The sequence below is a fragment of the Pseudomonas sp. LG1D9 genome (assembly GCF_002949995.1).
Lineage (GTDB): Bacteria > Pseudomonadota > Gammaproteobacteria > Pseudomonadales > Pseudomonadaceae > Aquipseudomonas > Aquipseudomonas proteolytica.
This window is the reverse complement of the sequence record NZ_CP026881.1, coordinates 5,301,897-5,314,605: the sequence shown is the minus strand read 5'-3', so window position 1 is coordinate 5,314,605 and position 12,709 is coordinate 5,301,897. Positions and strand designations below refer to the sequence as shown.

Annotated in this window: 15 protein-coding genes, 1 tRNA gene and 1 pseudogene; 8 read left to right on the top strand and 9 right to left on the bottom strand. The window is 55.7% G+C overall.

Translation table 11 applies throughout. From position 1 onward, the window contains the following. Positions 1 to 5 precede the first annotated feature (5 nt). On the bottom strand, positions 6 to 359 hold the full coding sequence (locus C5F71_RS24595; RefSeq protein ID WP_029295077.1) for a hypothetical protein: 354 nt from the start codon (positions 357 to 359) through the stop codon (positions 6 to 8). A gap of 303 nt (positions 360 to 662) precedes the next feature. On the opposite strand from C5F71_RS24595, the gene C5F71_RS24590 reads away from it, so the two are divergent. The 3 genes and pseudogenes from C5F71_RS24590 (at position 663) to C5F71_RS24580 (ending at position 1,906) form a co-directional block, all read left to right on the top strand. After that, positions 663 to 749: transfer RNA gene (locus C5F71_RS24590), tRNA-Leu, on the top strand. A 96-nt stretch (positions 750 to 845) separates the two neighbouring features. Further along, positions 846 to 947, top strand: a pseudogene (locus tag C5F71_RS29450) (DUF159 family protein); the annotation flags it as partial. Positions 948 to 1,126: 179 nt separating this feature from the next. After that, entirely contained in the window at positions 1,127 to 1,906 is a 780-nt protein-coding gene (locus tag C5F71_RS24580; protein ID WP_154907440.1) for a hypothetical protein, read from the top strand. Between the two features lie 180 nt (positions 1,907 to 2,086). Here the strand turns inward: C5F71_RS24580 and C5F71_RS24575 are convergent, their stop codons facing one another. Together C5F71_RS24575 and C5F71_RS24570 are read right to left on the bottom strand one after the other, a co-directional pair. After that, a complete protein-coding gene (locus C5F71_RS24575) occupies positions 2,087 to 3,418 on the bottom strand; it encodes a HAMP domain-containing sensor histidine kinase (RefSeq protein WP_029294913.1) in 1,332 nt (443 codons plus the stop codon). Further along, positions 3,411 to 4,085, bottom strand: a complete 675-nt coding sequence (locus tag C5F71_RS24570) for a response regulator transcription factor (protein WP_029294912.1) — start codon at positions 4,083 to 4,085, stop codon at positions 3,411 to 3,413. Before C5F71_RS24570 ends, C5F71_RS24575 begins: the two co-directional genes overlap by 8 nt. Positions 4,086 to 4,222: 137 nt before the next feature. On the opposite strand from C5F71_RS24570, the gene C5F71_RS29110 reads away from it, so the two are divergent. Then, positions 4,223 to 4,399: a hypothetical protein gene (locus tag C5F71_RS29110; RefSeq protein WP_177410416.1), complete on the top strand. Its 177-nt coding sequence runs from the start codon at positions 4,223 to 4,225 to the stop codon at positions 4,397 to 4,399. 67 nt (positions 4,400 to 4,466) lie between these two features. After that, positions 4,467 to 4,748 (top strand): hypothetical protein, encoded by a 282-nt coding sequence (locus tag C5F71_RS24565; RefSeq protein WP_256588005.1) that lies wholly within the window; start codon positions 4,467 to 4,469, stop codon positions 4,746 to 4,748. 337 nt (positions 4,749 to 5,085) lie between these two features. Here the strand turns inward: C5F71_RS24565 and C5F71_RS24560 are convergent, their stop codons facing one another. From C5F71_RS24560 to C5F71_RS24550, 3 genes are all read right to left on the bottom strand, one after another. After that, positions 5,086 to 5,535 carry a hypothetical protein gene (locus tag C5F71_RS24560; RefSeq protein ID WP_029294908.1) on the bottom strand — a complete coding sequence of 150 codons (450 nt, stop codon included), beginning with the start codon at positions 5,533 to 5,535 and terminating at the stop codon, positions 5,086 to 5,088. A gap of 189 nt (positions 5,536 to 5,724) precedes the next feature. Further along, positions 5,725 to 6,333: a LysE family translocator gene (locus C5F71_RS24555; RefSeq protein WP_104912184.1), complete on the bottom strand. Its 609-nt coding sequence runs from the start codon at positions 6,331 to 6,333 to the stop codon at positions 5,725 to 5,727. A 144-nt stretch (positions 6,334 to 6,477) separates the two neighbouring features. Next, complete coding sequence (locus C5F71_RS24550) at positions 6,478 to 6,873, bottom strand: MerR family transcriptional regulator (protein ID WP_104912183.1); 396 nt, start codon at positions 6,871 to 6,873, stop codon at positions 6,478 to 6,480. 73 nt (positions 6,874 to 6,946) lie between these two features. On the opposite strand from C5F71_RS24550, the gene C5F71_RS24545 reads away from it, so the two are divergent. Next, positions 6,947 to 8,023 carry an SDR family oxidoreductase gene (locus C5F71_RS24545; protein ID WP_104912182.1) on the top strand — a complete coding sequence of 359 codons (1,077 nt, stop codon included), beginning with the start codon at positions 6,947 to 6,949 and terminating at the stop codon, positions 8,021 to 8,023. A 73-nt stretch (positions 8,024 to 8,096) separates the two neighbouring features. Beyond that, a complete protein-coding gene (locus C5F71_RS24540) occupies positions 8,097 to 8,981 on the top strand; it encodes a LysR family transcriptional regulator (protein ID WP_104912181.1) in 885 nt (294 codons plus the stop codon). A 47-nt stretch (positions 8,982 to 9,028) separates the two neighbouring features. On the opposite strand, the gene C5F71_RS24535 is transcribed toward C5F71_RS24540, so the two are convergent. The 3 genes from C5F71_RS24535 to C5F71_RS24520 all read right to left on the bottom strand — a co-directional run bounded on the left by C5F71_RS24535 (position 9,029) and on the right by C5F71_RS24520 (position 11,905). After that, the gene (locus C5F71_RS24535) at positions 9,029 to 10,123 is read right to left on the bottom strand and encodes an alkene reductase (RefSeq protein WP_070994985.1); all 1,095 of its coding nucleotides are present in this window, start codon (positions 10,121 to 10,123) and stop codon (positions 9,029 to 9,031) included. Between the two features lie 504 nt (positions 10,124 to 10,627). After that, a complete protein-coding gene (locus C5F71_RS24525) occupies positions 10,628 to 11,221 on the bottom strand; it encodes a hypothetical protein (RefSeq protein WP_104912179.1) in 594 nt (197 codons plus the stop codon). 279 nt (positions 11,222 to 11,500) lie between these two features. Next, a complete protein-coding gene (locus C5F71_RS24520; protein ID WP_070994988.1) occupies positions 11,501 to 11,905 on the bottom strand; it encodes a hypothetical protein in 405 nt (134 codons plus the stop codon). Between the two features lie 220 nt (positions 11,906 to 12,125). On the opposite strand from C5F71_RS24520, the gene C5F71_RS24515 reads away from it, so the two are divergent. Then, entirely contained in the window at positions 12,126 to 12,524 is a 399-nt protein-coding gene (locus C5F71_RS24515) for a VOC family protein (protein ID WP_104912178.1), read from the top strand. Positions 12,525 to 12,709: the final 185 nt, after the last annotated feature.

Genomic DNA, 12,709 nt, shown 5'->3' with positions numbered 1-12,709 from the left:
ACCGCTCATGACTGTTTCTTTTTCAGGACCATTTTTCCGGCCTCGAAAGAGATCTCCTCATACCCCTTGAACAGGGCAATGATCAGCCCGAGCCCCAATGACGCGGCTGTAATAATGGCCGCGACTTCAAGCCCAGTCAGCGTGGCGATAGGCACAGCCGCTGCCATCGAAAGACCACCCGTAAAGGGCACAGCCGCCAATGCAGTGGCCAACAGCCCAACCGTGATCGTCCCCGCTACCGCGATCTTCTTGGACGATTTGAGCTTGTTCGCTAGCTCACCTTCTACCGTGATCTGCTCGTACCCGGCATTTTTGGCAGATTCAAGTTCCGTTTTAGTCCTCACCGTGATGACGCGCATGCCACTTTTCCTATTCGAGTGCTATAAACGTGAATGATCGCACATTGCCATGCTTTAAACTGCGGCTACCGGACCAGCCAGGTACCAGGCTGGTGGACGAGCCGGCGAGTCGCCCGCCCTCACCCGCAAATGTAGATCACTGATATAGCGAGCTTTTTTTCAAAGCTTGCACACACGATCAAGCAGAAAAAGACCGCACGCAAACTTGCGCCAAGGTGCCTTGATCTATATATTCCCTAGCCTGCTGCACCGCTCAAGCGCTTTGCCAGGCAAAGCCCCACTGAGTTGCTTCATCGCGCTGCCGCCCGAATGGCGAAACTGGTAGACGCATGGGACTTAAAATCCCCCGCTCGTAAGGGCGTCCCGGTTCGATTCCGGGTTCGGGCACCATAGATATCAAGGGCTTGCGTGAGATACTTCACGCAGGCCCTTATCTTTTCTGCTCCGCAATTTTAGACTCTGCCCCGCAATTCCACTCCTCACGGCGTCCTGCCGATCGAACTGGTCAGGGAATGGCTGGACCCGGCCACACCCAAGGAGCGTGCCGAGCAGATGGTGTTGCACCAGGGCGAACCGGCCGAGACTTTCGCAACCCAAATAATGGGATTAGGTCCGAGCAGGCAACATCACCTTTCATGATATCTTCTCGACACACCCGCTTTTATTTTCGAGTTTTCGACTGTCTATGGCGATAGTGTGCAAATGATTAGGCGCAGTGGCCGTCATCCAAAAAACAGCCCTACTGCGATTGAAGTGGAGAAGTGATAATGTATAACTCATATCGTAGCATGCCAATTATCAAAACAACCTCAAAGCCAAAAAACCATTTAGCAGGCCTTTTAGCCTTATTTATAAGTGGTTTTGTTTTTGCGAACTCCAGCACATCTTTTGATGATGAAAATCTCGACATGTATGACGCCAAAAATCTAATCGACCAGGGAAAGTATAACGAGGCAAAGACCATACTACTAAGAGAAGAAAAAACCATCACCGATATTGGAAAACTATGCTCCATATACAGCTCAATGCTAGGCTTGGCATCAATAAGCGACAACAAAGAAGAGGGAGCAAAATATGCCAACTTATTTCAAAAATGCTATAAAGAAAACAGCACCCCCTATATTTTTCTTGGGGCCATGACCATCTATTTCAAAGGAGAGCACGAAAAAGCATTACGCATCATGGATAAACTATTAGACAAGATAAACAATGAGCTTACCGAGGAAAAAAAATCAGATTTCCAAGTTTTTGCGGACAAGAATTTAATATCTACCATTTATAGACTTAAAGCCTCTGACCTCCTGACCCGCCAAGAGCCACAAAAAGTAAAACCCATGGTTATTTCATTTGCGGAAAAATCTTATGAAGCAACACCATTTGGTGACGCTGAAGGTTTCCTAGCTGCTATCTACAAACTTTATGGCGATACTGAGCGTTCAAAATCAATTATAGAAAAAAGTGATGGCGGAACTACCGAGGCACACACTGTTGACGTAATTTTAAAATCGATCAAGCAGAAAATAGATAATGCTTCCGTCTCACCCTAAGAACGTTGACTCGGAAAATTATGGCAATTTTCAAAAACAACTTAAATTACCGAGACACCTCCCTGACAGAAGCCCGGCCAGTTTCTGCACGGGCGTCATCACGGCACATCCATGAAAAAAACGTGATACGCGAGGCTTTGCTCGAAAGGGGCGCCCTCATCTTTTGTGCGCCGCAACGCTCTAGCTGTTACGCAACTCCCCCGCCCCCAGACTCTCGACGTCCCGCAAACTCGTAAACTCCAGAACCACCGTAAAACGCTGCTGCTCAAGAATCACGTCAATCTGCCAGCCCAGTTTCGCGCATAACTGGCGCATCAACTGCAGCCCCAGGCCGTAGCCAAAATCGCTGGAGTCCTCCCGCGGCTTGGCTTCCCTGATGTGGTTGGCAATCAGTAGCCGGGGATATTTGAAGCTGATTTCCACCTGGCCTTCTTCGGCATATTGCAGCGCGTTGCGCAGGAAGTTGCCGATCACGATGCGGCACGCGGTGGGGGGCAGTCGGCAAGGTTGGTTGTGGATGTCGACAAGCAGTTCGATATCCCGGTTGCCGATCAGGTAGCGATGTTTGTCAATCAGCTCGCCCACCAGTTCGCTCAGGTCAATGTCTTCCTCAGGCAACGGTTCGGGACGCTCGCGGCTCATCCACAGCAAGGTCTCGGCGATAAGCTGCATGTTCAGCACCGAACGTTCGATGCGCTGCAGGGAGGACGGCAGGACACCGCCGGCCTGCAGGGTCAGCAGTTCGATATTGGCCTTGAGCACTGCCAGCGGGGTGCGCAGCTCATGACTGGTGTAGCGCAACAGGCGACCTTCACGCTGGCTGGCGGCCTGCACCTGCTCCACACTCTGGGCCAGGGCATCGGCCAGCATGTTGAACTCCTTGAAGCTGAAATCAGGCCGCTCACTGGCCATGGCATCCGGGTTTTGCAGGGTGCTGGACCATTGCGCCAGGCGCCCCAATGGCCGCACCAACCACCAGACCAACAGGGCGATGATGATCAGCGCCGGCACGAACACCGCCAGGCTGATGAACGCAACGCCCTGCAGCACCCGGTCAAAGTAGGCATCGGACAGCGGCGTCTCGACCTCGCCGCCCTCTTCGTGGTCATGGTCGATGTCATACATGTAAAGGGTCTTGCCGTCCCCCAAGGGCTGGGAGAGGACCGCCCGGACTTCAGCGTCTTCGTCATCGGAGTCTGTATCACCGAACACCTGAACAGCGCCGAAGGACATGCTCGGCGGGGCCTCCAGCATCTGTCGCACGCTTGGCGGCAGGGCTTCCTTGCCGATGACGGCTTCGAAGAAGTAATTGTGAGGGGGTGGCGTGGTCGGATCCTTCTTGTAGTGCCTGACGAAGTACTGGGCCTCTTCTTCCATCATCGCGCTGGCGGTGTAGAGCAGGCCGCGTACGGTGTACACCGGCAGCAGCTGGCTGTAGATCAGTAACACCACGGCAATCAGCAACAGGAAGCTGCCGCTGATCACCCACTTCAGGCTCAGGCCATTACGCATGCGACTTCACCTGTATACCGACCCCGGGCAGGGTGTGGATCAGCGGCCGGCTGAAGGGTTTGTCTACGGCCTTGCGCAGCCGGTGCATGTGGACTTTGAGGGTATTGCTGTCTGGTGGCTCGTCGCCCCAGATGGTGGTTTCCAGGCGCTCCCGAGGGACGGGTTCAGGGCTGGCGCGCATCAGGTATTCCAACAAGGTCCAGCAGATCGGCGACAGGTGCAGCTCCTGCCCGGCACGGCTGACTTTGCGGGTGGTCAGCTCCATCACCAGGTCGTCCACCTGCAGGCGGCTGCTCTGGCTGCTGCGACGCATGCTCAGGGCACGAATCCTGGCCACCAGTTCGGCCAGTTCGAATGGCTTGACCAGGTAGTCGTCAGCGCCCGCGGCAAAGCTTGCGAGCTTGTCCGAAAGAGCATCCAGTGAAGTGAGCATCAAGATCGGTGTCTGGCTGCCTTGCTGGCGTAGCCGCGCACACAATTGCTGGCCGTCGAGGCGCGGCAGCATGATGTCCAGGAGAATGACGTCGTAATGCTGGTCGAGTGCCAGGTTGAGGCCGGCCTGGCCATTGCTGACGTGGTCGCAGACCATGCCGCTGATCTCCAGGTACTCGATGACGGTGGTGGCCAGGTCAAGGTTGTCCTCGACCAGCAGCAGGTGAATATGCACGGAAAAGTCCCCTCGGACAGGTGTTGCGCAGAGGTCTGAAGGATAACGGAAGTCGAGCAATTTCCCGCCGATGTTTACCTGGCGTTAACCCGGCACTCTCTAAGCTGGGGCTCTCATATCCAGAGGTCATCACCCTCATGAACCTTTACGCGATGGTCAAAAGAGTCCTGCTGGCCTTGATTCTCTTCGGCCTGATGGCCAGCATCCTGCCGTCTCGCGGGCAATTGGTAAAACTGGGAGGCGGCAGTCGGTTCCTGGTGGGCCAGAGTATCGAGCAGGCAGCTGCGTGCTGTGTCGCCAGTGCGTTGCGATAACGCGGGCGCCAGTTACACCTGGCAGTTACTGGTGTGCCTGGGCCTGATTATGGGGGTGTCGATTGCCATGGGGACCTATATCGTCCATCTGAATGCGCGCATTGATAAGCAGCGGGAGCTGTCGCCGGTGTATCTGCACGAATGTGAAACCGGTCGCGGCGGCTTCATCGTCTACCCAGACGGCAGGCGCAGCAGCGACAACTGCTACCCAATCGATGAAGCTGAATCGACAGCCGCCGACCCGATACCGGCCCTGCCCGGCTCACCGCGAACAGAATGGCTCAAATATGTACTGCCCGCAGTTGAGCCAGCCCCAAGAGCGCCGAAGGTGCCGCCGCGTACAGTCTGATCAGTACCTCCAGGCGCCAGCCCTAACCCCGTCATACCAGCCTGCAAGCTGCATCTGATACGCTTTTTTCTTTACTACCTGCATCTGTACCGAACAGACCATAGCCCCGACAATGGCTTATCGGCAGGAACTCTCCTGCCGCCCTTGCGCCTTTTGGAGGTCCCATGGCTAAGATGGCATTTTTTCTTTTAGGGTTTCTGGCACTGACCGTTGGAATCGGCCTGCTGGCCACGATTTCACCGGTCTGATACCGGGAGGTGGGGCAAGGTGCGCGTGATGCACAATGGTACTTCTGATATTGCGTTACCCAGCGCACGGTTTGGCGTCTTTCAAGGCGTTAACGGATCAGTTCGAGATGGACGCTCATCAGGCTGTCTGGCTTGTCCTTCATCCCATTGCAACAGACGTAGCCATCATGCAGGTAGAGCCCGGGGTATTTTTTAAAACTCACCGGATCAAGGGTCACGTACCTGGCGTTGCTCCACGCCGAATAGGCATAGAGATAGCTGCGATCGGTAAACGACAGATACTCTGCGGTATCGACGGTCATGATGTACCAATTCCCGTCGCCGTAACTGATGACCAGGAATTTCGAGGCCTGGTTAACATCCTTGGTGGTAATGACGTATCCGTTAGACATCATCAAATATCTGGGCGGGTTAACGGAGTTGTCCTTGAGGTAGGCCAACTGAGAGGGTGCGGCTTTCAACGCCTCAGCAGCACCTCCGACTTCAGGATTGGTTTGCAACGCTTGTGTGCCGGGCGGGTTGATTAATTCCTTTGACATGGGGTGACACTCCATTGACTCAAGATTGATGGTTTAGCGATGCCCCGAATAAAACAGCATTTTTTGGAAGGCCCGAAAACCGTGAGCAGCGGTTAATAGTGCGCAAGCACTTTACTGTCCGATACTGTCAATTTTCACAGTTCATTAGAGTGTTTCACTATAGGTACGGGGGTTTATATCCCGAACCTTTCACCCGAGAAAAAACATCGGGTACAACGAAAGCACCAAGAGCGCCGCCATCGACCAGTTGAATAGCTTCAACCAGCGCGGCTCACGCAAGACATTGCGCAAAGCGGTGCCGCAACCGGCCCACACGCACACACTTGGCAGGTTGACCACGGCAAAGACTACGGCAATCACCAGCACGTTAGTGAAGTAACCTTGCGCCGGTGTGTAGGTGGTGATCGCCCCCAACGCCATGACCCAGGCCTTGGGGTTGACCCACTGGAACACCGCGGCGGCAAAAAACGTCATGGGCTTGCTCTTGCGGCCGGTATCGTCTGACATCGCGCTGGAAGTCGCAATTTTCCACGCCAGGTACAACAAGTACGCCGCGCCGATGTAACGCAGCGCGGTGTATGCCCAAGGTAACGCCTTGAACACTTCCCCCAGGCCCAGGCCAACCGAAATCACCAACACCATAAAGCCCACGCTAATCCCCAGGGCATGGGGAATCGAGCGGCGAAAACCGAAGTTCACGCCCGATGCCAACAGCATGGTGTTATTGGGGCCTGGGGTAATCGAAGACACGAAGGCAAACAGCGCAAAGGCTGAAAGCAGGCTGGTGGACATAAACATGGTGCGTCATCCGGCGAGTTATTGTCGCCCTGACAGTAGAGGGTTCTGTGACGCGCCGCCCCGTACAGCTAGAGGTAGATCGAGAGATACAATTTACGATCAAAGTCAGCTGTACCTGAAGGGAGGCGTTGAAAGGACTGGCACTTAAACCGGCATCGGCGCCTGACGATAGGTAACGGTCTGCCCCAGGGCCAGGGCACTGGCCTCAAGCCGCAGACGCTCCTTATCCAGAAAGCCATGCAATACCTTGAGATGGCTGATCTTGAGTTCAATCTCAGCCATTTTATCGGCCACCAACGCGGCACCCTGGGCGCAGTCAATCGTACTTTGCCGTTTGGCCTCCAGGATCTCGCCGATTTCGGCCAGGGAAAACCCCATCTTCTGCGCCATCTGAATAAACTCCAGATCCTGTGCCGTCTGTTCGCTGTAAGCGCGATAGTTATTGGCGCCCCGCTGTACAGCGATCAACCCCAGCTCCTCGTAGTAGCGCAAGGTATGGCGTCCGAGGCCGCTCCTACGCTCCAGCTCTGCGACTTTCACGGTAAATTCTCCTTGACTGTAGAGGTAGCTCTACAGTTTAGCCTGCACCCCTTATTCGACCAAGGAGTGCGCTATGAGCGTGGAATGTTTTGTCACCGGCGGCAGCGGATTTATCGGGCAACACTTGCTGGCTCGCCAGACCTTTTCGGGACACAAGGTCTGGGTGCTGATGCGCCACGCTTCAAACCTTGAAACGCTCAGGGAACAGGTGCGGCAACTGGGGGGAGAACCTTCGCGTATTCATGCCGTTCAGGGCGACCTTAACCAGCAGGAACTGGGGCTCAATGCGGCCGACCGCCAGCGCATCGCCGCGGCCAGCGTGGTATTTCACCTCGCCGCACAATTCGCCTGGGGCCTGCCTTTGGACCAAGCCCGCGCGGTCAACGTGGACGGTGCCCTGGCGGTCGCCCGATTGGCCGCAAGCCAGCGTAGCCGGCTGCTGATGGTCGGCGGCTATATGCTGCAGAACATCGCCCACCTGAACAGTATTGGCATTGACCACCAACGCCCCGAAACCACCGATTGGCCCGCCGTGTACCAGCGCGTGGGGGGCTACGAGGCGAGCAAGCTGGAGGCACACTTTGCGGTCATCCGCGACATGCAGGCGCAGCAGGCCGACTACACCATCGTGCACCCTGCAACGGTGTGCGGGCATAGCGAAAGCGGGCATATCCTCGCGGGCCAGCCCATAGCCGAGCTGATTCGCGGCCTGGCGACAGGCAAGTTGACAGCGATTCCAGGGTCGCCACGCCACTGGCTGCCCTTGGTCAGTGTTGATTACTTGGTTGCGTTGATGGTCGCAGCAGCCTTCGATCCGGCAATGGCAAACCAACAAGCCTTGGCACTGGACGAGCGCACCCCGAACCTGCAAGGCCTGCTCACGCACATCGCCGGCACTCTGCAAGTGCAGCCGCCCCGCCACCATCTGCCCCTGGGCCTGCTCAGATGGCTACTGAAAATACCAGGGGTGGCAACGCACTTGGGCACCAGCCCGGAGTCCCTGAATTTCATCCAGACTGCGCGATTCGATATGTCTCAGAGCCGGGAACTGGAGAGCCGCTATCAGCTCAAGCATCCCGACCTGGAAATAACCCTGGAGAAAACCGCGCAATTCGTCAGGCGCGCACTGATGGTTTCGCCTGCACCATAAATGCCATGAGCGCTATCCAGTACTGACGTAGAATCCTGCTAAAAGCTCAGCCATATTCATGGAAATCCGGACAATGCTTTTCGAGAACCTCGCGTTGTTTCTATTGATTGTCGAAAAAGGCGGATTGTCGGCCGCAGGCCGCGAGGTCGGGCTTTCGCCTACGTCTGTGTCGGAACGGCTCGGGGCCTTGGAAAGGCATTACGGGGCAACCTTGCTGACCCGCACCACACGCTCGATCAGCTTGACGGATGAAGGGCGGATGCTGATGGACGGCGCACGGCGCCTGCTGGCAGAAGCGGAAGATATCGAGAGCAATATCAAGCTGGGCACCGAACGCATTTCAGGCCTGATACGCCTGAGCGCCCCCGTAGACCTGGGCCGCAACCGTGTGGTGCCAATCCTCGACGATTTCCTGCAAGAACATCCCAACGTAAGCCTCGACTTGAACCTGACCGATGGCTACCTGGACCTCGCGGGGCAAGGGATTGATTTCGCTATTCGATACGGCGCCTTGTCCGACAGCACCCTGCGCGTCAGAAAACTCAGCGAGGGCCGTAGGGTCGTATGTGCATCCCCCGCCTACATTGCCGCCCACGGGACGCCCCGGCATCCATCCGACCTGGCACAACAGCAGTGCATCCTGATGCGCTTTGGCAGCAACATCCACCGGGAATGGCAGTTCCGTGCCGATGGCCGTACGTTCAAGGTTCTGGTATCGGGCAGGCGTATTGCCAATGATGGCGAGCAGGTGCGCCAGTGGTGCCTGGACGGGCATGGCATTTGTATCAAGTCCTACATTGATGTACGCGATGATTTGCAGGCAGGTCGGCTGGTCGAGGTGCTGCAAAGCTACTCGTTGCAGGGCGTGGATTTGCAGATTGTCTACCCTTCAGGCCACGCGGTGCCGCGTCGGGTCAAACTGCTGATGGACGAAATCTCCTTGAAGCTGGCGACCTGAGTACGCTTCAAGGAGATGTTCCTGGCTATGGCTTATAGGTTTGCGCCCTACTGGGCCCAGGCAGAAAAATCCGAGTAACCGCGCTCGGTACCACCAAACAACTCGGCACCTTCCAGGCCGGCCAATGGATACCCCTTCTCCAGGCGCAGTGGCAGATCCGGGTTGGCTACAAACTTACGTCCGAATGCCACGAAGTCGGCGTAGCCTTTTTCCAGGACCCATTCTGCAAGCTCCACGTCGTACTTACCGGCCACCACAATCGCATTGCGAAAGCGCTCGCGCACGGCTTGGCGGAAATCCTCGGGAAACTTGGGGGCATCATCCCAGTCCGCTTCCACCAGGTGCAGGTAGGCAATGCCCTTGCCCTGCAGATAGCTGGTCGCTTCCAATAAAGTGGGCAGAATGTCCGGGCACGCCATGCCACGCGCAGTGAGAAACGGCGCCACACGGATCGCCGTACGGTCGGCGCCCACTTCATCAATCACCGCGTCCATGACTTCCTTGAGAAAGCGCAGACGGTTCTCACGCGACCCGCCGTACTCATCCGTACGAACGTTAGAGGTGGTACGCAGGAACTGGTCAATCAGGTAGCCGTTGGCCCCATGCACCTCAACACCGTCGAAACCCGCCGTCATGGCATTACGCGCAGCCGTCCGGTAGTCGTCGACAATCGCGCGGATTTCGTCGCGCTCCAGTGCCCGTGGTGTCGGGCATGGGGCCATGCTGCCGACACCGGATTGGGCATCCACTTTCCAGATGCTGCCATCGAAAGGGATCGCAGACGGCGCGACAGGTAAATCACCATTGTGGAAGTCAGGGTGCGACATACGCCCTACGTGCCACAGCTGCAGGAAAATTCGCCCTCCCGCGGCATGCACCGCATCGGTCACCAGGCGCCAGCCGGCGACCTGTTCGTCACTGTAAATCCCTGGGGTAAAGGAATAGCCCTTGCCCTGAGGCGAAATCTGCGTGGCTTCAGTCACAATGAAAGCGGCCGAAGCCCGCTGTGCGTAGTAGACCGCGTTCATGGCGTTCGGCACATCGCCAGGTTGGGTACTGCGGGATCGGGTCATGGGCGCCATGACCACGCGGTTGGGCGTGTTCAGTTGGCCAACAATACCTGGGGTGAAAAGTCTGGACATCAGTGTCGCCTCGTAGAGAGTCAGTGGTTTCGATGACCACAGGATATCTACCAGGGATTTTTTGATAATCGCCCCGATCCGGGAAACATATTCCGGTGAATCCGGATAATGCGCAGTGCTATTTGTCTACTCGTAAGGGTGTCAGGCAAACCTCTTCTTATTGGGCATCAACGTCAAAACGATACCTACGGCCAACATCAGCATGGCAGACCCGTTGGTGTCCTTATGCAACATGTAATACAACCAACAGGCCACAAGAAGCGGCCCGATGAGCTTGCTGTACTTGAATATGAAGTTGCCAAGTGGTGGGCAAACCTTACCTATCCAATGAAGGAAGAAGTAGCTGACCCCAACCATCACTAAGGTGACGAGAAGTATCCCCAAGAAAAAGCCCTCCATGATTGCAAAGGGCCATCTTAACGCCATGAGCGCCTGCCAACCTAGGGCTGCCCTGTTCACGGGCAACCAAAGGTTTTTGGCCGTGCGACGTAGAGTCGCCTTTTCCTACATCTCTCTGCAGTCAAAATCACCATAGGGATGGGGGTACCAGACCTGCAGGATTTTCGCGCTCTGCCCTGTAGTCAGCCGCCCTTCAGGTACGATCAACTCCTGACGGACTTGGCCGTTATAGTCGTACTTGATCCATACCGATTTGAATTTATTGTAGTTACTTATGATTGCCGTGTTATGTCCTGAGAGCTGTCTGACGAGCGTGTCTTCAGGTTTTTTCGGATCGTCAGGTCGATAACTGCCCTTATGTTGCCAAATAACCTGGTTTTCTGACCTTGACCCATTAGATATGGAACACCCTAATGGTTGAGGGGCATCCTTGGCATTTACAGAAAAAGGCAGAAAGCTACGACTTTTACCCACAGAAGTATGTTTCACCTCGCAGACGATCACGCTGCCATTATCTTTGGATCCCTGCGCCGGCTGGAGCAAAACCGTCCTGCCGCCAGCGCTCGAACAGGTATTTCCCAAGACGATTTCAACCGCATACTGCTCGGAGTCCAGCTTTTCAGTGTGCAAGGCAATATCAGCATAAGCATCAAGCGAAGCGAGACAGAGGCCACACCACGCCAAGTATTTGAGTTTCATTGGACAACTCCTTGAGACAAGTGAATAAGCAGACGGCATCACGTCGAACAGCTAGTCAGAGTCGTCCTGCGTTGAGCATCGGCATCCACACAATTTTGCCGCAACGCATACATCCAAGTAGATCGAGATGTTGTGGCGAGCGGGCTCGCCACAGGTACTTTCGTTAGTTTCTGAACGTTGTGTAGATACCTATGCTGCGATAAGCGTAGTACTCCAGATGAAAAAAGGTAGGCTCGACAGCACTTACAAGGCGCACGGGAGCTTTGCAAGGCGTGCTTCTCAAAGGGTAATTACCGTCGCAGGATAAAAGAGCATATTGAGCACAAACAGAATCATCCAGAAGCCGATCTCCAGGGTTTCCGTAATAGGCTGGATACGTTTCAACGCGCCGTACACATGCACCACAAACATCAACAAGAAAACCACGAACAGCATATCGAAGGCATAGCTATAGCTGGTGCCCGTGGTTGCAGAGCGCAACATCGCTACTTCCACCACCAGAATGAACGCCCCCAAACAGCGCCCAAAATAGATTGCCAGATGCTGATGTTCGGGGATCGTCCAGCGCATCGCGCGGGCCCAGGCAATCGGCGCGATAAAGATCGGCAAGGCAAAAAACAGGGTGGTGACGATCATCAGCGTAGTGATGTAGTACTGGCTGTATTGCGCGTAGTAACCGAGCATCAGGCGATTCCTTATCCTTGAGAATAACCCCTTGAGGGTAGAGCCCAAGAATTGCAGCCGGGCATACCGGTGTCCAACTTAAGCAGGTCGCGGGATACCAAAGAGAATGGGCTTGGGTAAATGGGATTACTACCGAAGATGCAATGCGTCACCGCCTACTCTGCTAGGGTACGGTCATCTGAAAACCCGGCTGTTGCACAACAGCCCACAAGGAGTAGGTATGTTCAGCCATGTCACTGTCGGAACCAACGATCTGGACAACGCCGCCCGGTTCTACGACGCCATACTGTTCCCACTGGGTCTGTGCCGGCGCCATGTGACCCCGGATGGCGGACCGTCTGCTGCATGCTGGATCACCCCAGGCAGGCCATTGCCGCGCTTCTATGTCTACGCCCCCTACGACCGCCAGGACGCCACAGCGGGCAATGGCAGCATGCTGGCTTTTTCTGCACCCTCGCCAGACGCCGTCGATGTGGCCTATGCCGCGGGTGTTTTGGCTGGCGGAGTCGACGACGGTGAGCCCGGCCCGCGCCCACATTACGGCGACGGTTACTACGGCGCCTACCTGCGCGATCCGGACGGCAACAAAGTGCATATCGTGCATCGCGGCGATATCTAGCAGCACAACAACCGGCACTACTACTGCGTAAAACACGATACCAACGCTCACTAGCAACTTCCCGATCATCGGCCACTTCCTTGTCGACGCTTCCCATAAACGCCTGAGCCGCGACTGTAGCGCCAGGCGATCCAGGCACCCAGCGCGGAAGCAATGGCAGACCCGCCAATCCCGTATAGAACCTC

Coding starts and splice junctions, on each gene's coding strand:
- C5F71_RS24595 (WP_029295077.1), bottom strand. CDS start 359: ATGCGCGTCATCACGGTGAGGACTAAAACGGAACTTGAATCTGCCAAA.
- C5F71_RS24580 (WP_154907440.1), top strand. CDS start 1,127: ATGTATAACTCATATCGTAGCATGCCAATTATCAAAACAACCTCAAAG.
- C5F71_RS24575 (WP_029294913.1), bottom strand. CDS start 3,418: ATGCGTAATGGCCTGAGCCTGAAGTGGGTGATCAGCGGCAGCTTCCTG.
- C5F71_RS29110 (WP_177410416.1), top strand. CDS start 4,223: ATGAACCTTTACGCGATGGTCAAAAGAGTCCTGCTGGCCTTGATTCTC.
- C5F71_RS24565 (WP_256588005.1), top strand. CDS start 4,467: ATGGGGACCTATATCGTCCATCTGAATGCGCGCATTGATAAGCAGCGG.
- C5F71_RS24560 (WP_029294908.1), bottom strand. CDS start 5,535: ATGTCAAAGGAATTAATCAACCCGCCCGGCACACAAGCGTTGCAAACC.
- C5F71_RS24555 (WP_104912184.1), bottom strand. CDS start 6,333: ATGTTTATGTCCACCAGCCTGCTTTCAGCCTTTGCGCTGTTTGCCTTC.
- C5F71_RS24545 (WP_104912182.1), top strand. CDS start 6,947: ATGAGCGTGGAATGTTTTGTCACCGGCGGCAGCGGATTTATCGGGCAA.
- C5F71_RS24540 (WP_104912181.1), top strand. CDS start 8,097: ATGCTTTTCGAGAACCTCGCGTTGTTTCTATTGATTGTCGAAAAAGGC.
- C5F71_RS24535 (WP_070994985.1), bottom strand. CDS start 10,123: ATGTCCAGACTTTTCACCCCAGGTATTGTTGGCCAACTGAACACGCCC.
- C5F71_RS24525 (WP_104912179.1), bottom strand. CDS start 11,221: ATGAAACTCAAATACTTGGCGTGGTGTGGCCTCTGTCTCGCTTCGCTT.
- C5F71_RS24520 (WP_070994988.1), bottom strand. CDS start 11,905: ATGCTCGGTTACTACGCGCAATACAGCCAGTACTACATCACTACGCTG.
- C5F71_RS24515 (WP_104912178.1), top strand. CDS start 12,126: ATGTTCAGCCATGTCACTGTCGGAACCAACGATCTGGACAACGCCGCC.